At 34.8% G+C, this 21,437-nt stretch carries 26 protein-coding genes and 1 tRNA gene; 5 read left to right on the forward strand and 22 right to left on the reverse strand.

Annotation, left to right across the window (positions count from 1 at the left end):
- Window positions 1–474: 474 nt before the first annotated feature.
- Window positions 475–548: transfer RNA gene (locus tag LBV24_RS13165), tRNA-Met, on the reverse strand.
- 129 nt (window positions 549–677) lie between these two features.
- Here LBV24_RS13165 and LBV24_RS13170 point away from each other — a divergent pair.
- Together LBV24_RS13170 and LBV24_RS13175 are read left to right on the forward strand one after the other, a co-directional pair.
- Window positions 678–1,070, forward strand: coding sequence for an START-like domain-containing protein (locus tag LBV24_RS13170; RefSeq protein ID WP_224479127.1), 393 nt, complete (start codon window positions 678–680; stop codon window positions 1,068–1,070).
- A 68-nt stretch (window positions 1,071–1,138) separates the two neighbouring features.
- Complete coding sequence (locus tag LBV24_RS13175) at window positions 1,139–1,987, forward strand: aminotransferase class IV (protein WP_224479128.1); 849 nt, start codon at window positions 1,139–1,141, stop codon at window positions 1,985–1,987.
- A 302-nt stretch (window positions 1,988–2,289) separates the two neighbouring features.
- Here LBV24_RS13175 and LBV24_RS13180 read toward each other — a convergent pair whose 3' ends face one another.
- From LBV24_RS13180 to LBV24_RS13200, 5 genes are all read right to left on the reverse strand, one after another.
- Window positions 2,290–2,841 carry a YqgE/AlgH family protein gene (locus tag LBV24_RS13180; RefSeq protein ID WP_262902033.1) on the reverse strand — a complete coding sequence of 184 codons (552 nt, stop codon included), beginning with the start codon at window positions 2,839–2,841 and terminating at the stop codon, window positions 2,290–2,292.
- Between the two features lie 136 nt (window positions 2,842–2,977).
- The gene (locus tag LBV24_RS13185; protein WP_114301190.1) at window positions 2,978–3,250 is read right to left on the reverse strand and encodes an HU family DNA-binding protein; all 273 of its coding nucleotides are present in this window, start codon (window positions 3,248–3,250) and stop codon (window positions 2,978–2,980) included.
- Between the two features lie 196 nt (window positions 3,251–3,446).
- Complete coding sequence (fmt, locus tag LBV24_RS13190; protein ID WP_224479129.1) at window positions 3,447–4,406, reverse strand: methionyl-tRNA formyltransferase; 960 nt, start codon at window positions 4,404–4,406, stop codon at window positions 3,447–3,449.
- Window positions 4,403–6,298, reverse strand: a complete 1,896-nt coding sequence (locus LBV24_RS13195) for a RecQ family ATP-dependent DNA helicase (RefSeq protein ID WP_224479130.1) — start codon at window positions 6,296–6,298, stop codon at window positions 4,403–4,405. Before LBV24_RS13195 ends, fmt begins: the two co-directional genes overlap by 4 nt.
- Window positions 6,298–6,840, reverse strand: coding sequence for an AAA family ATPase (locus LBV24_RS13200; RefSeq protein WP_224479131.1), 543 nt, complete (start codon window positions 6,838–6,840; stop codon window positions 6,298–6,300). The genes LBV24_RS13195 and LBV24_RS13200 overlap by 1 nt, the downstream gene beginning before the upstream one ends.
- 252 nt (window positions 6,841–7,092) lie before the next feature.
- Here LBV24_RS13200 and LBV24_RS13205 point away from each other — a divergent pair, with 252 nt between their 5' ends.
- From LBV24_RS13205 to murA, 3 genes are all read left to right on the forward strand, one after another.
- Window positions 7,093–7,386, forward strand: coding sequence for a DUF493 family protein (locus LBV24_RS13205; RefSeq protein WP_224479132.1), 294 nt, complete (start codon window positions 7,093–7,095; stop codon window positions 7,384–7,386).
- Between the two features lie 91 nt (window positions 7,387–7,477).
- Window positions 7,478–8,119 (forward strand): DUF4290 domain-containing protein, encoded by a 642-nt coding sequence (locus LBV24_RS13210; RefSeq protein WP_224479133.1) that lies wholly within the window; start codon window positions 7,478–7,480, stop codon window positions 8,117–8,119.
- A gap of 5 nt (window positions 8,120–8,124) precedes the next feature.
- The gene (murA, locus tag LBV24_RS13215; RefSeq protein ID WP_224479134.1) at window positions 8,125–9,441 is read left to right on the forward strand and encodes a UDP-N-acetylglucosamine 1-carboxyvinyltransferase; all 1,317 of its coding nucleotides are present in this window, start codon (window positions 8,125–8,127) and stop codon (window positions 9,439–9,441) included.
- 222 nt (window positions 9,442–9,663) lie between these two features.
- Here murA and LBV24_RS13220 read toward each other — a convergent pair whose 3' ends face one another.
- From LBV24_RS13220 to LBV24_RS13295, 16 genes are all read right to left on the reverse strand, one after another.
- A complete protein-coding gene (locus tag LBV24_RS13220; protein ID WP_224479135.1) occupies window positions 9,664–10,968 on the reverse strand; it encodes a cryptochrome/photolyase family protein in 1,305 nt (434 codons plus the stop codon).
- A 2-nt stretch (window positions 10,969–10,970) separates the two neighbouring features.
- Window positions 10,971–11,432, reverse strand: coding sequence for an SRPBCC family protein (locus LBV24_RS13225; RefSeq protein WP_224479136.1), 462 nt, complete (start codon window positions 11,430–11,432; stop codon window positions 10,971–10,973).
- Between the two features lie 2 nt (window positions 11,433–11,434).
- Window positions 11,435–11,899, reverse strand: a complete 465-nt coding sequence (locus LBV24_RS13230) for a TspO/MBR family protein (RefSeq protein ID WP_224479137.1) — start codon at window positions 11,897–11,899, stop codon at window positions 11,435–11,437.
- A gap of 2 nt (window positions 11,900–11,901) precedes the next feature.
- A complete protein-coding gene (locus LBV24_RS13235; RefSeq protein WP_224479138.1) occupies window positions 11,902–12,072 on the reverse strand; it encodes a Lacal_2735 family protein in 171 nt (56 codons plus the stop codon).
- 6 nt (window positions 12,073–12,078) lie between these two features.
- Entirely contained in the window at window positions 12,079–12,618 is a 540-nt protein-coding gene (locus LBV24_RS13240; protein ID WP_224479139.1) for a glutathione peroxidase, read from the reverse strand.
- Window positions 12,619–12,622: 4 nt separating this feature from the next.
- Window positions 12,623–13,309 carry an SDR family NAD(P)-dependent oxidoreductase gene (locus LBV24_RS13245; protein WP_224479140.1) on the reverse strand — a complete coding sequence of 229 codons (687 nt, stop codon included), beginning with the start codon at window positions 13,307–13,309 and terminating at the stop codon, window positions 12,623–12,625.
- A 3-nt stretch (window positions 13,310–13,312) separates the two neighbouring features.
- The gene (locus tag LBV24_RS13250; RefSeq protein WP_224479141.1) at window positions 13,313–13,540 is read right to left on the reverse strand and encodes a hypothetical protein; all 228 of its coding nucleotides are present in this window, start codon (window positions 13,538–13,540) and stop codon (window positions 13,313–13,315) included.
- A 2-nt stretch (window positions 13,541–13,542) separates the two neighbouring features.
- Window positions 13,543–14,235 (reverse strand): GTP cyclohydrolase I FolE, encoded by a 693-nt coding sequence (folE, locus tag LBV24_RS13255; RefSeq protein WP_224479142.1) that lies wholly within the window; start codon window positions 14,233–14,235, stop codon window positions 13,543–13,545.
- Between the two features lie 55 nt (window positions 14,236–14,290).
- Window positions 14,291–14,563 (reverse strand): TIGR03643 family protein, encoded by a 273-nt coding sequence (locus LBV24_RS13260; RefSeq protein ID WP_114301176.1) that lies wholly within the window; start codon window positions 14,561–14,563, stop codon window positions 14,291–14,293.
- Window positions 14,560–14,991 (reverse strand): hypothetical protein, encoded by a 432-nt coding sequence (locus tag LBV24_RS13265; RefSeq protein ID WP_224479143.1) that lies wholly within the window; start codon window positions 14,989–14,991, stop codon window positions 14,560–14,562. The genes LBV24_RS13260 and LBV24_RS13265 overlap by 4 nt, the downstream gene beginning before the upstream one ends.
- Window positions 14,992–15,091: 100 nt before the next feature.
- Window positions 15,092–16,582 (reverse strand): cryptochrome/deoxyribodipyrimidine photo-lyase family protein, encoded by a 1,491-nt coding sequence (locus LBV24_RS13270; RefSeq protein ID WP_224479144.1) that lies wholly within the window; start codon window positions 16,580–16,582, stop codon window positions 15,092–15,094.
- Window positions 16,583–18,052, reverse strand: coding sequence for a cryptochrome/photolyase family protein (locus tag LBV24_RS13275; RefSeq protein WP_224479145.1), 1,470 nt, complete (start codon window positions 18,050–18,052; stop codon window positions 16,583–16,585).
- A gap of 54 nt (window positions 18,053–18,106) precedes the next feature.
- The gene (locus LBV24_RS13280; RefSeq protein ID WP_224479146.1) at window positions 18,107–18,400 is read right to left on the reverse strand and encodes a GIY-YIG nuclease family protein; all 294 of its coding nucleotides are present in this window, start codon (window positions 18,398–18,400) and stop codon (window positions 18,107–18,109) included.
- A 61-nt stretch (window positions 18,401–18,461) separates the two neighbouring features.
- Complete coding sequence (locus LBV24_RS13285) at window positions 18,462–19,769, reverse strand: DASH family cryptochrome (protein WP_224479147.1); 1,308 nt, start codon at window positions 19,767–19,769, stop codon at window positions 18,462–18,464.
- On the reverse strand, window positions 19,742–19,888 hold the full coding sequence (locus LBV24_RS13290) for a DUF2256 domain-containing protein (RefSeq protein ID WP_224479148.1): 147 nt from the start codon (window positions 19,886–19,888) through the stop codon (window positions 19,742–19,744). The genes LBV24_RS13285 and LBV24_RS13290 overlap by 28 nt, the downstream gene beginning before the upstream one ends.
- Window positions 19,885–21,306 (reverse strand): SDR family oxidoreductase, encoded by a 1,422-nt coding sequence (locus LBV24_RS13295; RefSeq protein WP_224479149.1) that lies wholly within the window; start codon window positions 21,304–21,306, stop codon window positions 19,885–19,887. Before LBV24_RS13295 ends, LBV24_RS13290 begins: the two co-directional genes overlap by 4 nt.
- Window positions 21,307–21,437: the final 131 nt, after the last annotated feature.

The raw sequence follows: 21,437 nt of genomic DNA on the forward strand, positions 1-21,437 counted from the left end.
CCCTGCAACGCATTGTCATTCCTGCGAAGGCAGGAATCTTATTGTAATTTATCTTTGGTGTATCTCGATCTCGCAGATTTACCTTCGGTTTATCTACGTTTGGAAGCTGTACAATAGTGAAAACCCTGCAAGGCTTTGTCATTCCTGCGAAGGCAGGAATCTTATTGTAATTTATCTTTGGTGTATCTCGATCTCGCAGATTTACCTTCGGTTTATCTTCGTTGGGGAGCTTTACAATAGTGAAAACCCTGCAACGCTACGCGTTGGCCAGGCTTTTTTTATGCGCCTTCACTTGCAAACAGGTTTGTGTTTAAGAGATTTAAAGAATCTGCGTTTGGGGAGCTTTACAATAGTGAAAACCCTGCAACGCTGCGCGTTGGCCAGGCTTTTTTTATACCACCGCACTTAAAAGCAAGCTTTACGTTTGTGGCATAAAAAAACCCTGTACATTTCTGTACAGGGTTTTTACTGCTGTAGCGAGATCGAGATTTGAACTCGAGACCTCCGGGTTATGAATCCGACGCTCTAACCAACTGAGCTACCTCGCCATAATTGCGGGTGCAAATATAAAAACAAATTCTACGACAACAAACCAATCATTCTAAAAAAATAATTTTATAATAAAGTTTTGAATTGTACCATAATTGTATATATTGACCACATAATACTAACAGTAAATGGACGATAAAGAAAAATTTGAAATGGAGTTTGTGATACACGCATCACCTTCATTATTATACCAATACATATCTACACCTTCTGGACTTTCGGAGTGGTTTGCAGACAATGTAAATTCTCGTGGTGAGTTATTTACCTTTATTTGGGACGGATCGGAAGAGCAAGCAAAATTACTAAGCAAAAAAAGTAGCGAGCGTATTAAATTCCGCTGGTTAGAAGACGATGAAGAGGGTGCTAGCTATTACTTTGAGTTGCGCATACAGGTAGATGAGATCACAAAAGACGTGTCTCTTATGGTAACGGATTTTGCTGACGAGGATGAGGTAGAGGAAGCTAAAATGCTATGGGAAAATCAAATCTCTAGCCTTAAACAAGTTTTAGGTTCTGCTTAACACGTAACTAACTATTCTATTATATCTTTGTCTCGATTTTTTACAACATAAATCGGGACATTTTTTTTATGGTAAATTTTAACGGTAAACTTGTAGAGGCAACAGACTCTAAATTAACTTCTGAGAATAGAGGCTACAAGTACGGTGATGCACTTTTTGAAACCCTTAAAGTGGTAAACAGTAAAATCTTCTTTTGGGAAGATCATTACTTTAGACTCATGGCATCCATGCGTATTATGCGAATGGATATTCCTATGAATTTTACTATGGAATTTCTAGAAGAAGAAATCCTTAAAACCGTTGAAGCCAATGGCCTAAGCAATAGCGTTGCGCGCGTACGCCTTAATGTAGATAGAGGAGAAGGTGGTAAGTATTTACCAGGTGAAGATGCAAGCATTAATTACAATATTGTTGCAGAAACACATCCCAATCCGTTCTATACTATTGATGATGCGTTTTATGAAGTAGATCTATACAAAGACTACTATATGGCGCCTGGTTTATTATCTGGTTTAAAATCTAATAACAAAGCCATACAGGTTATTGGTAGCATTTATGCTAAAGAAAATGACCTGAACAATTGTTTGGTGCTCAATACCAATAAAAGTGTTATTGAAGCATTAAACGGTAATCTGTTTTTGGTAAAAGGCGACCGCATAAAAACACCACCTTTAGAAGACGGTTGTTTAAAAGGTATTATGCGACAGCAGGTTTTGGAGGTATTGCGTAAAGATGTGAACCTTATTGTTGAGGAAGCGTCTATATCGCCTTTTGAACTTCAAAAAGCAGATGAGCTGTTTATTACCAATGTGATTGTTGGTATTCAGCCTATTTCAAAATATCGCAAGAAGGACTATGGCTCTGAATTCGCCAAATCAGTGATCACTAAGATAAACGCAAAACTCCGCTTAGCTTAACAATTAGAGTCTATTCGCAAACTTGATAATTGATTTCCGACATGGTCGGAAGCAACGATTTTCAGAAATAATGAGTGAGACTTATTAATCATTCCAAAATTTAAGGATTGAAGGATCTAGTGGATTCAAATTTCTATTCCGATTGTATTGGCGAGTGGTACGTAGTAATTTCCTAATAAATCGTTTTGACTTTTTGATTCGTTTTGTGTCAAGACAAATGCGATAGCATTCATGACTTCCGCTTTAATAAAATCGAGGTGCCAGGAATAAAATGAATAGAATTAAAAAAGAAACTATGGATATTAATTATAACTTGGATTCTCTGGTGCATTAGACCAAATGCTATAATCACCACCTAATTCTAACATTTTTTCGCGCCAGAAGGTGGTACAACTTTTAGAAATGATCTGGTTGTCGTATTCATTTTCAGAAACCAACCAAGCATTAGATTCTAATTCATTATCTAATTGCTCTTCTGCCCAACCTGAGTAGCCAAGGAAAAACCGTATGTCGTCCTGAGAGATTTTATCAGAATTAATAAGGTCTAAAACCACACTAAAGTCACCACCCCAAAAAATACCGTTTGAGATTTCTACACTATTAGGTATAAGCTCAGGTGATTTATGAATAAAATAAAGATTGTCTTGTTCTACTGGACCGCCATTATAGATGGTAAAATCAGATTCTGTACCTTCAACTAAATCCTTTAGGTTATATTCTAAAGGTTTATTTAAGATAAAACCCACTGAACCTAGTGCGTTGTGATCCGCTAATAGAATCACGGCACGGTTAAATGAAATATCTCCGATTATGGATGGCTCTGCAATGAGTAAATTGCCTTTTTCGGGTTTCATGTTTTTGATTGTTAGCGTTCAAAGGGTTAACTAAATCTAGGTTATTTTTATGAAATACACAACTTTAGCTCTTTAAACTTAGGGCAATAAAAAAACCCGCTCATTGAGCGGGCTTCTTATATAAAATAAAAATATCTTAGTTTACAGCGCTATTTAAGTCAGATCCTGCCTTAAATTTTACTACATTTTTAGCTTTTATTTTGATTGTTTTACCAGTCTGTGGGTTTCTTCCATCTCTCGCAGCTCTTCTAGATACTGACCAAGAACCAAAACCAACTAAAGAAACTCTGTTACCTTTTTGTAAAGATCCTTCGATATCAATTAATAAAGAGTCTAATGCTTTCTTAGCAGCAGCTTTAGTGATACCAGCATTCTCTGCCATACCATTGATTAAATCTGTTTTGTTCATAAAATTTTAAATTTAAATTGTTAAAAATTCGGTTTTTAATAATAGTTGTTAAAAATCCGTACACAAATTTATGAGTAATATTAAGCTACGCAAGTAATAGCAAGGGAAAGCAGCGATTTTGTTAATAAGTTGAGCCTTTTGTTAATAAAGCAATGCATTTTGTCGGATATTTTCCTAGGTCAATGATAATAAGGGCTTAGAGAAGTTTTGCGGTTTCGGCAAACTTAAATCCGTTTAAAAGTGATTTTACGTCCATTTTTCGCTTTCCAGGAAGCTGTATTTCCTTAATAATTATATAACCGCCTTTGCATGCAACTTCTAAATGGTCCTTATTAATAAGGAGATGTCCTGCTTTAAGATTATGGTCTTCTGTATTCTTTTCAACAGCAAATAACTTTACCGTTAACGGTTCGTCTTCATCATTGTCTAAATAGCACCATGCGGCAGGAAATGGATTTAGTCCTCTAACTTTATTATATATGGTATCTAAATTTTCAGACCAATCAATTTTACAATTGTCACGATTGAGTTTATAGGCTGTTTTTAAATCTTCGGATTTTGGTTGTACGGTTGTTGAAACTTCATCCGCTTCAATCTGTTCTACGGTTTTAATAACCAATTCGCTACCAAGCGCCATTAAGTCATCATGAAGCTCACCAACAGTTGTATCATGTCCTATAGCTGTGCTTTCGGACATAATGATTGCGCCTGTGTCAATTTTCTCATCAATGAAGAAGGTAGTTACACCAGTTTTGGTTTCACCATTAATAATGGCCCAATGAATAGGCGCAGCACCTCTGTATTGTGGTAGTAAGGATGCATGGAGATTAAAAGTACCGTATTCTGGCATTTGCCAAACCACTTTTGGTAACATTCTAAACGCTACCACAATTTGAAGGTTGGCTTTTAAACTTTCAAGCTCTTCAATAAAGGATTCTGCCTTAAGATTTGTAGGCTGTAATATGTTTAAATTATGCTCTAAGGCAAACTGTTTTACTGCCGAGGCTCTTAATTTTCTACCACGACCTGCAGGTTTGTCTGGAGCAGTTATAACACCAACAACATTATAATTATGGTCTAAGAGTGATTTTAGTGTTGCCACGGCAAAATCTGGTGTGCCCATAAATACAATTCTTATATCTCGTTTAGCTGTCATAATTTTTTGTAGGTATTTGTTGCTGTTATTTCTATTTTATTTATTTCCACTAATTCCGAAAGGCTTTTCAGTAGTAGCGTTTCCGTACATTTCAATTGATTTAATAATTGTCGCGAAGTTAAATCTTCTTGCTCTAACGCTTTCAATATTTGTTCAGAAAGGGTTTTGGTTTCAGTTGCATTAGCTAAAGATTGACTTGCCAAACACACCGAGCATTTACCACAATCTTCTGAAACAGTTTCACCAAAATATGCTAATAACTGTTTGCTTTTACATTCTGTGTCATTATTAATATACGCTATTACGGCTTCGATCTGCTGATGTTTCAATTGATGTTGATGCTCTATGGTTTTAGCAATAGGATTAATGGTAATCTCATCTTCACGTGGTTGTAAAAATGTTATTTCAGAATCCGTATTGGCGATTTGGAGCTTAATGATATTGTCTTTTTCTAATAGTTTCAGTTGTTCTATAACCTTGGTTTCAGAGAGGTTGGATTTGCTGATCACCAAGTTGAGATTTACTTTGGTATCATAATCAAAAATACCACCATAGGTTCTTAAAAGTACCTTAACCAAGGTATTGAGATCCAAATGTTTCTCTAGGTATTTAAACAACTGGTCATTGGAAATGACAAACTGAATCTTGGTTCTAAAATTAAAGTGTTGCGTTAAGGCTATAATTCCGTTTCTATCTAATGCCAACAACACATTGTAGGTCATACTTGCGTTGAGCTTATAGGTAGTGCAAAAGGATTTAAAATCAAGTTGATGCTGGCTGTTTTCACCTTCGCCATAAGACACCTGAAAATAGTTGCAAAGCTTATTATACACCAATTTTATGTACTCAATAGATGGTAAGGTGCTTAAAAATTGGCTTTTAAGATGATCTTCATCTATATGCTGTTTTAAGATAAATGCATAGGCATCATTGCCATCGCGACCTGCACGACCAGCCTCTTGATAATAACTTTCTAAACTTTCTGGTAAATTGAAATGTATTACTGTTTTTACATTAGCCTTATCAATTCCCATTCCAAAAGCAGTAGTGGCAATCATTATTTCTGTTTTGCCATCGGTCCATTGCTGCAATCGGTCTTGTTTTTCTTTATTGGTAATACCTCCATGATAAAAGGTTGTAGAAAATCCTCTGGCGCCCAGATAATTATGGATATCCTTCGTGGCACGACGATTTCTCACATATATAATAGAGGAACCAGAATGTTTGGTCAATAAATGCTCTAGCTTATAGAGTTTATCATCGGTATGGATGACATGATACCCAATATTAGGTCTGCTAAATGAGGCCTTAAAAATCTTTGGAGCCACAAAATCTAAGTTGTCAATAATATCATCTACAATATTATGCTTAGCCGTAGCCGTAAGCGCTATACAATTAACATGAGGATGAATGTCTCTAAGTAGTTTTATGTTATTGTAAGCTGGTCTAAAGTCGTTTCCCCATTGGCTAATACAATGTGCTTCATCAACCGCAATAAGATTAACTTTCATTTGAGCGATACGCTCTTGTACTAATGGCTGTTGTAAACGCTCTGGTGATAAGTACAAGAATTTGTAGTTACCATAAATGCAGTTGTCTAAAAGTGTATCTAATTCACTATAAGAAATACCTGAAGTTAAGGCTATAGCTTTTATACCTTTACGTTTTAGTGATGTTACCTGATCTTTCATTAAGGCAATTAAGGGCGATACCACGATACAAATGCCTTCTTTAATAAGCGCTGGTACCTGAAAGCAAATGGATTTGCCACCACCTGTTGGCAATAGGGCAAAGGTGTCCTCATTATCAAGAACAGCTGTAATAATGTCTTCTTGTAATGGTCTAAAGGAGGTATAATTCCAGTAACGCTCTAAAACTTCAATTGGATGCATTATTGCAAATTTAATACCTCTAGAACGAAATCGGAGCGTTTTTCTATGGTTTCGAAGGGTACATCAATGAGTTGATACCCAAATCGCATATAAGTTTTTAATAAGTGATGGTGAATTTCAATCGCCTGCTCAAAATTTTCATAGCGTTCACTGTCGCTCGTAAATATTTCTTGCCATGGTGCCAATACAAAAACATAATCGTATTGGTGTGCTTCACAGGTCTCTATGAATTGGTTTGGATAATCATCGCCAATAAAATCCATATACGCCAAAACGTCAGGTAACCCTCTGTCTAAGAAAACCACATTGCCAGATTCTTGAGTGGCGTTTAAATACTGTTGTTTTCTGCCTTCTAAAAGCTTTTTGCTAAACAGTAGTGGTTTGGTTAAAAAAAGTTGCTCTATACCGTCTTTTCTGGCCTGTAAGGTAACCTGACGAGAGATTTCTTCGTAACAAAGAAATCCTCTTGACTTTAGATGATTTATTATGGAGGATTTACCTGTCCCAGGACCACCAGTAATTACAATTTTCTTTGGATTCAAATTGGCAATATTTTTGCAGTAAAATTCGTGATAAAAAATTAGACAGAAAAATGTAGGGATAAGAACCCATTTGGTCTTTTGGCATTTAAGTGAAAATTAAGCATTTTGAAGTCAATTGAAGCCTTTTTTGAATTGCATCGCATCGCTACGGAATGATGAAAAGTCGAAAAGTTAATTCAATAGACCAATTTTTTAACTAATGGTAAAAGATTAGATGAGTTCTAATTATCTTTGCAACTGAAAAATATTGATATGAGCGACGCCAATAAATCGGAAGAATTTTACAGCAAACTAAAAATACAACTGCAAGACACAGCCATGTGGCCAACCACTTATTTATATAAGTTTATCGTTATTTCTGAAACAGAAAAGATAGATAATCTTAAGGGGCTTTTTAATCATTTAGGAGCGGTTATAAATACCAGAGCTTCAAAAAATGGTAAGTATACTAGCATATCAATTAACGTACGCATGAAAAACCCAGATACGGTAATAGCGAAATACCAAGAAGTAGCAGAAAAAATCGAAGGTGTAATTTCCCTTTAAATTTCTTTTAGGCTTCATTATTTTTTGTACTTTGCAACAAAACCTAAAGACTACGGGTTTTTAATTTTGTTTACTACACATTTTAATAATTTTGATAGACGATTTAGAATACAACACAGAACGAGAGCATTTGATAATACCAGAATATGGACGTCATTTGCAGAAGATGATCAATCATGCTAAAACGCGTGAAACCAAAGAAGAACGAAACAAATTAGCAAAAGCTATTATTTCTGTAATGGGAAATCTACAACCACATTTAAGAGATGTGCCAGATTTTCAGCATAAATTATGGGATCAGCTTTTTATAATGGCCAACTTTGAATTAGATGCGGACTCTCCTTACGAGATGCCATCTAAAGAGGAATTAGCTTCGAGACCAGATCCGTTGAATTATCCTCAGAATCATCCTAAGTACCGTTTTTATGGAAACAACATTAAAACAATGATTGATGTTGCACGCACATGGGAGACTGGTGAAATGAAAGAGGCGTTAACCTATACCATTGCAAATCATATGAAGAAGTGCTATCTCAACTGGAATAAAGATAGTGTTGAAGATACAGTGATTTTCGAGCATTTATTTGAATTATCTGATGGAGAAATTGACCTTAGAAATAGTGAAGAGGATTTAAGTGATTCTTCAAGCTTATTGCGTACAAAATCTAAATATAGTAGCAAAGGTGGCAAAAAGCCCAAAAAGAAATATTCTAGTAATAGAAAACGTTACTAAAACGTATGAGTACATTTAAAATAGAAGGTGGCCACCAACTCAAAGGTTCTATTAAGCCACAAGGTGCTAAAAATGAAGCATTGCAGATTCTTTGTGCTGTGCTCTTAACACCAGAAGAAGTAACAATTAAGAACATTCCGGATATTGTTGATGTCAATAAGCTAATTACACTTCTTAGTAATTTGGGTGTTGCCGTTAATAAATTAGATGCCAATTCATATACATTCAAGGCAGAGCATATAAATTTAGAATATTTAGAGTCAGACGAGTTTAAAGTTGAGGGTAGAGGTCTAAGAGGTTCAATTATGATTGTTGGGCCATTATTGGCACGTTTTGGTAAAGGATATATTCCTAAGCCAGGTGGCGATAAAATAGGCCGTAGACGTCTTGATACGCATTTTGAAGGCTTTATTAATCTTGGCGCTAAGTTTAGATATAATCGCGAAGATCATTTTTATGGTGTAGAAGCAGAACGTTTAAAAGGTACGTTTATGCTTTTAGATGAAGCTTCTGTTACAGGAACAGCCAATATAGTAATGGCTGCAGTATTGGCAGAAGGAAAAACTACCATCTACAACGCAGCGTGTGAACCTTACTTGCAACAACTGTGTAGGATGCTCAACCGAATGGGCGCTAAGATTTCTGGCATAGGATCTAATATGCTAGTTATTGATGGTGTTGATAATTTGGGAGGTACTGAGCATACCATGCTACCAGACATGATTGAAATTGGTAGTTGGATTGGTTTGGCGGCAATGACAAAAAGCGAGCTTACTATAAAAGATGTAAGTTGGGATGATTTAGGGCAGATTCCTAATGTGTTTAGAAAACTTGGTATTACGGTAGAACAGCAAGGAGACGATATTCATATTCCTGCACACAAGGATGGTTACCAAATACAGAACTATATTGATGGCTCTATATTAACCATTGCTGATGCACCTTGGCCAGGCTTTACTCCAGATTTATTGAGTATCGTTTTGGTAATAGCAACACAGGCCAAAGGAGAGGTGTTGGTACATCAAAAAATGTTTGAAAGTCGTTTGTTCTTCGTAGATAAATTAATAGATATGGGTGCAAAGATTATTCTTTGTGATCCACATAGAGCGACAGTTATAGGACACGACTTTAAATCTACCCTAAAAGCAACAACAATGACCTCGCCAGATATTAGGGCTGGTATTTCTTTACTTATTGCAGCGCTTTCCGCAAAAGGAACATCTATTATCCATAATATAGAACAAATTGATCGTGGTTACGAAAATATAGACCAACGCTTAAGAGCTATTGGAGCTAAAATAGAACGTCTACCAGGTAATTGATATTAATCAGAAATACATGAAATGAAAAGCTTCAAGATGACTTGGAGCTTTTTTGTATAAAGCAAAAGCTCTGAGGCACATCAGAGCTTTTAAATTGTTTTTGAAATGGTTATTTTCAGTTCAAGACGTTAACGTCTTAAAAAGGATAACGCATCTATTTTTTGTTTATTGTATAAAATTTCAAAAAAAAGTTAATTTATTTAAATTAATATAGTTTTTATGTTAATTCAATGCGGATTTATAAGTGGTTAAGCAACGTTCTCTAGCCATTTTATGATCTACCATTTTTTCTGGATATGTGAGTTCCTGAAATTCTGGCACCCATTTTTTTATGTATTCTAAATTCTTATCGAATTTTTGAATTTGTGACGTAGGATTAAATATTCTAAAATAAGGTGCTGCATCTACACCAGAACCTGCTACCCACTGCCAATTACCAATATTGCTTGCCATTTCATAATCGTGTAACTTCTCTGCAAAATAAGCTTCGCCCCAACGCCAATCAATAAGTAGATGTTTGCACAAAAAACTACCAACCAGCATTCTAACGCGATTGTGCATAAATCCAGTTTCATTTAGTTGTCGCATACCTGCATCAACCAATGGATAACCTGTTTTACCTTGGCACCATAATTTGAATTCATCTTCATTATTCCGCCATTCAATCCTATCGTATTTAGGTTTAAAAGACTGATCTTTTGTATGAGGAAAATGCCATAATATTTGCATAAAAAATTCTCTCCAGATAAGCTCTTGCCAAAATATCTCGTTCTTTTCTTGTATGGCCTTATCAACCATTTTTCTTATACTTACAGTACCGAATCTTAGATGTGGTCCTAATCGAGATGTTGCATCTTTAGCCGGAAAGTTTCGTGTAGCTTCGTATTCTTGGATTAACCTTGGAGTGACCTCATAAGGTTTAATAGGTTGATTGGATCTTGTAAATCCTATATCCTCTAAACTTAAATTCGGAAGGTTAATGTTTTTTGCACAATTGTTTAGTTCTTTCTCAGACGGATAAAATTTAAAGTCGATGGTTTTAAATTTTTCCTTCCAGGTTCTCATGTAAGGTGTGTAGACCACATAGGGATTCCCGTCTTTTTTAACGACTTCATCCTTTTCGAATATGACTTGGTCTTTAAAAGTTTGAAATGCAATATTTTGTGATTCTAATAGCGTTTTTAATTCAGCATCTCTTTCCGTTGCATAAGGTTCATAATCGTGATTGGTATAAACAGCCTTGATATTATAGGTTTCTAATAACTGATTATATATCTCAATAGGTCTACCGTGATACATTGCGATACTACTACCAACGTCTTTTTGAAGTTGATCACTCAGATCTTGCAACGTGTCGTGAATGAAAGTAACACGAGCATCATCTTTTGGTAATTTTTCTAAAATTTCAGAATCGAAAATAAAAATGGGTAAAACATTTTGCCCACTTTTTAAGGCATTATATAGTCCAACATTGTCGTCTAATCTAAGATCCCTTCTGAACCAAAATATACTTAAAGGTGTTTGCATTGTTAATAGGTGCCGAAAAGTTGTTCGAGTTGTTCCTTTCTATAGTTAAAAATACCTTCAAGTTTTGGTTTTACCAAAACTGGATGCAAAAGCCTACCAAGTATTCCAAAAGGAACTTTATAGTCAATAATATCTTCCATTTCTACACCACCTTCTATTTCATGTACAAAATGTTTATGGTGCCAAAAGGCATAAGGACCATACAATTGTAGGTCAACAAAATACGTTTTGTTCTCGTATTGAGTGATTTCGCTCACCCATTTAGTTTTAAATCCTGGTATTGGCGTTACACTGTATTGTATTACTTGACCAGCATACATTGGTCTATCAGCACCAGAAATAATTTTCATGTTCATTTCTTGAGGTGTCAACTTTGAAAGATTCGCAGGATTACACAAAAAAGCCCACGCTTCATCTAATGAAATAGGTAATTTTTGTTTTTTATGTAAGGTATAGATTTTCATTTCTAGTTATTCAAAACAACATAGCCGTTTAGAGATATTGCAATACAGAGCCATAAGATATATGGCACAAGCAGAATTCTCATTTTGCTCAACTCATCATCACCAAAACTTATGAATAAATATATAATGACTAATGCTAATGCAATGAGATTAAAAAGGGCTATGCTCGTAAAATGTTGGTTAAAGAACAAATAATTCCAGCTTATATTAAGTAATAAAGAAATTATAAAGATAGTGGTTACAAAATTTGATTTCCTTAGATTAAATAAAAATGACAAATAGATTGAAAAGCAAATCATTATTACGGTCCAAACAACGCCAAAAACCCAACCTGGTGGAGTCCACGGTGCTTTATTAAGGTTTTTATACCATATGCCATTGGCACCATCTCCCATGAAAATATTGCCGAGTGCCAGTCCACTAAAATTGATAATTAAAAATAATATGACATAATGGATTTGCTTCAAACCTATTCTGGTTTCAAAACTTCTATCTGGTCAAGTATTTTTTGGGCTTCAGCATATTTTTTATCACTTTCTGCACGGTTAGTTGTAGATAGTTTGTGCCAATCTGCCATTAATTTCTCGTAATGCTTTTGCAATTTTTCTAATTCTGAGGTTTTTTTAAATAGTCCGAACATAAAATTCTAATTTAAATATTTTGTGATTCTCCTATTAAACGGTTTTGTAATCGAATAAAAGTAATCTAGAAACTCACCGTTTTCGTCAACTAGATATTTCTGGAAATTCCATTTCACTGAAGAGTTTTGTCTACCGTTTATATATTTTTTTGTTAACCAAGCATAGAGTGGATGCTGATTAGCGCCTTTTACATCAATCTTTTCTGTAATTAAGAATGAAACACCATAATTAACTTGGCAAAACTCTTGAATTTGGTCGGAATTTCCGGGTTCTTGATTACCAAATTGGTTGCAAGGCACACCAATAACTACCAATTCATTTTTGTAATAATCGCTTAACTCTTGAAGTTCTTTGTATTGTGGTGTAAATCCGCATTTAGAAGCAACATTTACAAATAATAGTTTCTTTCCTTTAAACTCTGACAGATTTATAGGATTACCGGTTAAACTGTTTATTTCAATATCATAGATCGATCTTGTTGCATTTTCAACAACATCACTCTCAGTTCCTGTTAGTGTGCCAACAAAGGCTTTTAATGGGTTCATTTTTTTAAAGTTTAAAGCTTACTATTCCACAATCCATTTCAAAAATTTGTCCTGATAAAGACGCAGCCTTATCAGATAATAAAAAGGCGGCCATATCAGCCACTTCTTGTGGTTGCAAATATTTTTTAAGCGGATGACGCTCATTCATGTTTTCTATCATTCGTTCATTACGCAATAGCTTAGAAGCCAAGTCCGTATCAGTTACCGTTGGTGCTATTGCATTAACTCGTATTGTAGGTGCTAATTCCGCTCCAAGAGATTTGGTAAGCCCTTCTACTGCTGATTTTGAAGCTGCTACACTGGCATGAAATGGCATTCCTAATTTAGCTGCCACAGTACTAAATAATAATACTGACGGTTTGTTTCCGTTTTTAAGTGCTGGCAAATACTTTTGAATTGCCTTTACTGCTCCCAGAACGTTTATGTCAAAATCGTTCTTAAAATCATCAATACTTAAACGGTTTATAGGTTTAAGGTTGATACTTCCAGGACAATAGACTAAGCCGTCAGCAGAATCAATTTCTGGTAATTCATCATTTAATATATCGCAATTATAATGTGTTAAATTACTTGCCGTTTGTTCTGGTGTGGTTCTACTGATGTTTACAACTTCATCATAAGAAGAAAGCAAAGATGAGACAATTGCATTGCCTATACCTTTGCTTCCTCCAATCACTATTAATCTACTCATTGCTTATGCTGCTGTGAGAGGACGACCCTTAAGGCGCTTCTCTATTTTTTGTTTAATGATAGTTAGACGCTTCATTAATTCCATAAGTTGAGCGTCTTTTTTCTGCTTGTAAACTTCATTAACACCTAGGATGATTTCCTTTGCTTCTCTAGCTGCTAAAATTCTATCGCTTGTTGTCTTAAAAGAAAACTTTCTGTTTTCAAATTCTGTTGCTCTTTCTAAAATATCCATAGCTAATTGTTTATATAATTTTGTAATTCTGAAATTTTCTCTGGTGTATTAAACTCTCCACCATAATAGGTCGTAACTGTCGCAGATGTATCATCTTTAACACCTCTTGATGAAACACAAAGATGTTTGGCGTCAATTATAACAGCTACATCTTCTGTTTCTAAAACTGTTTTTAGTTCGTTGGCAATTTGATTAGTTAATCGCTCTTGAACTTGCGGACGTTTTGCATAGTACTGTACTATACGATTTAATTTGGACAATCCAATAACCTTACCTGAAGACTTGTATGCTATATGTGCCTTGCCAATTATTGGTACAAAATGATGCTCGCAGTTTGAATAAAACGTTATGTTTTTTTCAACTAGCATTTGGTTGTACTGGTATTTGTTGTCAAACAAAGCTACCTTTGGCTTATTCTCAGGATCTAAACCTGAAAATATTTCTTCAACATACATTTTTGCTACGCGATCTGGTGTGCCTTTTAATGAATCGTCCGTTAAATCTAAACCTAAGACGTCCATTATTTCTGAAAATAATATGGAAATTCGATTTTTCTTCTCGTTGTTAGACATATCAAAAGCATTAGCTTTCATTGGTGTCTCTAAACTTGTAAATAAATGGTCGTCTCCAATATCTTCATGGGTAAATCCATTAAGTTTATGACCATTTTTTTGAGAAATTGTTTCTGTGTTCATAGAATCTTTTTAATGTGCTGTCTTCAAGTACTCCAAGCTTAAATCAAAGCACGTGTTATCGTTTTGAAATAGAGTTGTTTGTTATTGTTCTTTGACGCGAACATTTAAATCTGCCTTTGTCAAAGGTTCTTTTTTTACTGTGTTTTGTTGCTCTTCCTTGAACCCGTTCTCTCCACATTCTGAAACTGCTAGGTTTCATTTCTTTGCGCATCAGCTCAATGACTTCTTGTTCTTTTAAACCAAACTGAAATGTTATTGCTTCAAAAGGTGTTCTGTCTTCCCAAGCCATTTCAATTATGCGATCAATATCCTTTAATTCTAAATTCATATAAATTCAGGCATCGCATATTGCATATCATACTTTACTTTTTCATCTAACAGCTTATCAAAGAATTTTTTGTTCTCCTTGAAAGTTTTGCTATTTCTAAAATGGATAAAACGACCCTGGGCATGCAAACTAGAACCATTTACTTTATAAATAACTAACTGATAGTATGGGATAATCCATTTAAAGTTTTTTAAACCTTGGTTAATCATTACTAAAATACCTTTAGGTCTGAGCTCAATATTCGCATAATTAATATCAGACACCCTATTCATCATAGTCTGCATATTAGGGCTAACTTCGTCAATAATCATACGCTTTGAGCCTATACCTTTCATTTTCAATTTCTGTACCAAACTAAAGGAATCGCCTACTAAATCAGCGATAATCTGTTTATGGTCAGGATTATAATGTGTAGTATTTAGTATCATAACTATGTAAATATACAAATGTTTAACCTTTTGGATGAATAGTTAAACAAAAATTAACAGAGAATTATGATTGTAAGAATATGACCGCTTTTTTTAGAAATTACTCATTACGTAGCATTCGATTTCTGTCTTGTAGAGTATGTCGTTTTAAAATGCGAAAACTTTCTTTCACTACTTCAGGGTCTTCTTTCATATTCCAAAGAATTTCACTGGCACGCTTGCGGTTTTCCTTAATATCGACAATAGGATATGGATAATCTTTACCCAATTTAAATTTGTATAAACCTTGTTCTAACTCGGTCATAAGATAAGGCTCATGTATAAAAAGTATATCTAAATGGGCAAGTTCAGGAACCCATTTTTTTATGAAAACAGCATCTGGATCGTGTTTTAGGCTATTAACGGTTGGATTATAAATTCTGAGATTATTTATACCAGTTTCACCTGCCTGCATTTGCAATTGCGGAAAGTGGATACCAGGTTCAAAATCTAAAAATTGTTGCGAAAGATGGGCAGAGGCATCTTGCCATGGTTGCCATAAAATATGTGTAAAGAACGAAACCAACATAGCACGCATCCTGAAATTAACATAGCCCGTTTCTACGAGACAGCGCATACTTGCATCTACCAGTGGAAAGCCAGTTTGTCCTTCACGCCAAGCCTTTTGGTAATCTTCTGATATGCTTTTCTTAAGTTTATGATAGCCTTTGTTAACGCTTGCATTTTCCATGATATGTTCCATTTCAAACTTCTGAATGAAATGAGCTTGCCAACGTAATCGTGATAAAAACGCACCAATGTGGCGTTTATCTGAAGTCTTATTTTTTAGTTCTTGACCTTTTTGAAATATTTGACGAATGGAAACATTTCCCCAAGCAATGTAAGGTGATAATCTACTACAACTACTTCTTGATGCTTCTGGTTTAGAAATATTGAACATGTAATCTTCATGCCTGTCCTCAAAGAAAGATTTGGCATATTTCCAGGCCATTGTACTTCCGCCTTTTTGAAATGGCGTGTCTTTAGGTGTTCTAAGATCAGTTTCTTTTAATACACTCTCTAATTCTAAAATTCTATCAATAGAAAGTAATTGACTCTGCTTTGGTTGAAATACTTCTTGAGGTTGATACATGTAGCTTTCCCAGTTTTCAAACCAATTATCGCGATTTACCAAACCACGTTCAACACCATTATTTTTAGATTCTTTCCAATTTATAAGGTTATTTCTACAGTAACGCGTAATTTCTTTATCTCTGTTATAGGTTACGAGTAATCCGGTTTCAACATGAGAATATATCGTATCAATTTTATAGAATTCTTGAATGATATTGAAAGTGCTCTGTATGTCATTTATAACTGCTAAAACCTTGGTGTTATATGGCTTAAGTTGGTCATTGATATCTCTAATTGATTCCTTTATAAAATTAAAGTGTCGTTCACTGTAATGCCCATCATTTAAAAGAATGTGCTCAAAAACATAGAGTAGAAGTGTAGGTTTACCACTTTTTAGGGCATTGGAAATGGCTTCGTTATCTTGAAGTCTCAAATCGCGTTTTAACCAAACTACATTTATTCGTTTTTTGCCAGCCATTTACAATTGTGATAAGAAAGATTCAGCATTTTTAAAGTGCTTTTCTTTAGTTTCTTGTTTCATTTTATCGAATGTCCTTATTAACATCCCTAACCTAGGATTGCTTAAAAAGAATTCACGATGTTTATCCATAAAAGTCCAAAAGAGCCCATCCCAAGTTGCTTGCCAATCACCTTTAGTATAGTTACTCATTTTCATAATGTAGTTGCTACTGCTTATGTAGGGTTTGGTAGACATGAGTCCACCATCTGCATACAAGCTCATACCGTAAACGTTTGGTACCATAACCCAATCGTAAGCATCTATAAATAGTTCCATAAACCATTTGTACACTTCGTCTGGATGGAACTCGCACAACACCATAAAATTGCCAAGAACCATAAGACGTTCTATGTGATGTGCATAAGCGGTTTTATTTACTTTCTTTATAACATCGTCAATAGGTTGTATGCCAGTTGTTCCATCATAAAAGGACTTAGGAATTTTTCTATCGAAATTCCAAAAGTTCTTAGTGCGTTCTTCGGTACCTTTTACTTGGTAAACACCTCGAATAAATTCACGCCAACCTAAAATTTGGCGTACAAAGCCTTCTGTTGAATTTAGAGGCACATCATTGGACTTGGCATAGTTAATTGCTTTATCTATGACGTCTAATGGATGCATTAGACCTACATTAATTAATGGCGACAGCAAGCTGTGATTTAAAAAATGTTCCTCTTTAACAATAGCATCTTCATAAGCTCCAAACTCGTGAAATCGATACTCAAAAAATTGTTGTAACCATTCTTCAGCAGATTCAAAATCAATAGGATAATTGATAAAATCATTCAATTCACCATAGTGGTCATTAAAGTTTTTCTCTACATAAGAAATTGCTTCTTTGTGATATTTTGATAAATCAGGAAACTGAATACTTGGTGGTGTTTTATCCTTGGGATATTTCTTGCGGTTTTCAGAGTCATAGGTTAGTTTTCCGCCTTCTGGCTGGTCATTAACCATGAGTATGTCTCGATCTTTACGTTGTTGCTTGTAAAACGAGGTTTGAAAAAATTTCTTTTTTGAAGGTTTAAAGAAACAACTTAATTCGTCCTTGGTGTTTATAAACAGCGGATTCTCGTACCATTCTACAGCTATTGATTCAGAAGCAGATTTTATATGTTTCTCTAACCAGTTATCGGTTGGGTCAATTATATGAAGCGTTTCAAGACCTTTATCAATTAACTCAGGAATCAATTCTCTGACATCAGATGTCTCTGAAGTAGCCTCAATATAATTTACGGAAAGCCCTTTGTCTGTTAAAAAGTCGGAATAAGCTTTCATTGATGCTCTGTGAAATGCAATTTTTTGCTTGTGGAATTTGTAATGCGAAAAGAACAAAAACTCTTCAACCAAATAAATATCACAATCTAAGTTTAAAATTTGTGAATCCTTAAACAACTGATGTGGAAATATGAGTGTGGCTTCTTTCATGTTCAGTGTTACGTCAGTTCGAGTACCATGCTCTTTGCATGGTGTATCGAGAACTTATTTATTAAAATTCTTTTTTGAAAGGTTAGGAAGTTCTGTATAGTCGCCGTTTATTAAAGCTTCCTTCTTCTTCCTAGACCATTTTTTTATTTGTTTTTCCTTTTCTATTGCGATTTTTATGTCGGTGAATTCTGCATAAAATTCAAGTTTTACAGGTCGTCGTTTATAGGTGTAACTTTCTGGATGTTTACCTATATTATGTTCGAGAATACGTTGGTTCAAATTTGAAGTAATACCAGTATAATAGGTATTATCTGAACATTTGAGTATATATACGTATGATAATTTCATAGTTTCTAATTCTTCTCGATACAATTCTTCCTTCGTCAGAATCACTCGAAGTGACGTTGCGTTAATTAAACAAGCTAGGTTGTAACCAAATGTTTCTAAATCTACCATTAGCATCATAGCGCTCTGCTTGCAGTTGTACATTAAACTTTCTGTCCCTAGGATCATTACCAACACCTGCGACATACATCCAATTACCATAATTGCTGTGTACGTCATAATCTAAGAGTAAGGACTCAAAATAAGAAGCACCTATACGCCAATCTAACTCTAGTTCTTTAGCGAAATAAGAGGCAACATTTTGCCGTCCTCTGTTGCTCATCCAACCTGTTTCCTTTAACTCAATCATATTGGCATTTACAAAGTCCGATTGTGTTTCACCATTGATCCATTTTTGTATTTGGTTTTGATTTGTGGACCATTCATAATCTTTTTGAAGTATGCCTTCTAGTTTAAAGATTTGGTTACCGTGTTTTAGCGACACATATTTAAAATAGTCGCGCCAAATCAACTCAAAAATGAGCCAGTAGGTCGATTGGTTTTTAAAATGTTCTTTCTCAAACTGTTTAACCTTCCAATAGATGGTTCGTGCAGAAATACTACCATTGGCCAGCCAAGGTGAAAACTTAGAGCTATAATCAACACCAACTAAACCATTTCTGGTTTTCTTATAAAATCCTAGTTTCTTGGTGTTAAAGAAGTAATCGTTAAGTCGATTTATAGCTTCTGTTTCGCCACCTTTAAAAGGAAAGGCAGAATTAGGATGGGATTTAAAGTCTGCAAAACCTAATTCTGATAAACTTGGTATGCTGGTATTGTTTTCAATCCTGTTATTCTGACTTTGTTTTGTTATTCGCGATTCCTCTCGTATATCGATATATTTTTCGAGTTTCTTTCTAAATACTGTAAAGACTTGAGGTGTTTTAGAAATATCAAAATTGATATCCTCAGGATGATATAAAAACTGGTTGTAAATGTGATGCCAGTTGATATGTGTAGTTTGAGCTTTCACCGCATTTTCTGTATCAACTTCCTCTTGAGTCCATTCATTTTGTATGTAGATATCAGTTATTTGATGTGCTTCACAAATTTTAGGAATTGCGTTTTCCGGAAAGTCATGGTATACCAACAGGTCTATATTTAGTGCTTCGAGCTGGGCTTTAAGATTATGAATAGTTTCAATTAAAAACTGAGCACGGTATTTTTCAATCTTTTTAAAACCAAATCTGTTCTTTTCAAAATGCCTCGGATCAAAACAATAAAGTCCAATAACCTTTTCTGCTTGTTTACTGGCTTCAGTCAACACAGTATTATCTATTGTTCTAAGGTCATTTCTAAACCAAACTAAGCTATACTTTTCTGTCTTCTGCATTTTTCACTACAATATTTTACGTTTTCCCAGTCTTTCTCCCATTTTTTACGCCAAGTAAATGGTCGCTTGCAAACAGGGCATATTTTTTCTGGTAGGTGTTGTTTTTTTACACCTCTCATTTTGGTTCAACTAAGGCGTTAATCATTCCTTTAAATACAAAAGCGTGAAACGGTAAAACCATGTACCAATACAATCTTCCCCAAACACCTTTTGGTCTAAAAACAGCACGCTGATATAACTTGTCTTTTACAATTTTAAATTCTAACCAAGCCTCGCCTGGTAGTTTCATTTCAGCAAATAATAGAAGTCTTTTTTCTTTTTTATCAGCAAATAACACACGCCAGAAATCGAGTGGATCACCAGCTTCTAAATAAGTATCATGCGTTCTGCCTCGTCGCAATCCTACACCACCAAATAATTTATCGACATAACCTCTGAGCTTCCATAAAGTATTGAAACTATACCAGCCATTTCGCCCGCCAATTCCCCAAATCTGATTCAGTGTAAATTCCTCATCTATAATAGTCTTAGAGCGAACATCTTTAAAACAGCCATACTGTGGTAATTCTATATGTTTAGATAGTTGATCTTTAAAAACGCCACTACTTACGGCATCCTTCCAACTAGAAATTACAGAATTTTGCTGAATGCGCTGAAACGCCAAGTCTACAGCCTTTTTATAGGTCATGGGTTGGATACTAATATGATTATTGATATCACTTGGTTTGCCAATGACTTCAACCTTCATACTGTCTACTAATGCTTGTGCTAACTGAAATGATGTTGAGGTTACAAAATAAAGCCAGTAGGATGAGAGCTTTGGTGTCAAAACTGGTAAAGTATAAATATACCTCTTCAGACCTCTTACTTCAGCAAACTGTAATAACATTTCCTTATAGGTCAGTATTTCAGGTCCGAAAATATCATAAGAGTTATTGTAAAGCGCTTCCTTTCCTAGGGCACCTGATAAATAGGTCAGGACGTCTCTAATACCTAAAGGTTGTGTTTTGGTATTTAGCCACTTTGGTGTAATCATCACCGGTAGTTTTTCAACAATATCTCTGATGATTTCGAAAGAAGCACTTCCGCTACCAACAATAATGCCTGCTCTGAATGTTGTTAGTGCATATTTCTCTGATTTAAGGGTTTCTTCTACCTGTAATCTAGATTTTAGATGTTTAGATAATGAATCATCATTAACAATACCGCTCAGATAAATGACTTGCTCACAATCTGTAGCTTCAACTAAATTTTTAAAATTTTGTGCACATTGACGTTCTAAATCCTCAAAATCATCAGCATCAGTAGCCATGGAATGAATTAGGTAATAGGCAACATCGATGTCTTTTGGAATTTTGTTGGGTTCTGGACTTAGAAAATCTATTTTTATGAAAGAGCACAATGGATGCTCAGCTATTTCATCTGGAATACGATTAATATCACGGACACAACAGATAAGTTCGTGCTTGTCTTCTAATAACTGTAAAGCTAGTCTCTTGGCTATATAGCCTGTTGTACCTGTAATTAGTATTTTCATTTAAAATTATTCCTATATCGTCAATTCGAGTGCTTTGACTTTAGGAAAAGTGTATCGAGAATTTTTTTGGTTAAAAGGTTCTCGATACATTTTTTGTTCAATTACATTTCACAAAAAATACTCGAACAGAC

This window comes from Winogradskyella vincentii, from assembly GCF_020166345.1.
In the GTDB taxonomy this organism is placed as follows: domain Bacteria; phylum Bacteroidota; class Bacteroidia; order Flavobacteriales; family Flavobacteriaceae; genus Winogradskyella; species Winogradskyella vincentii.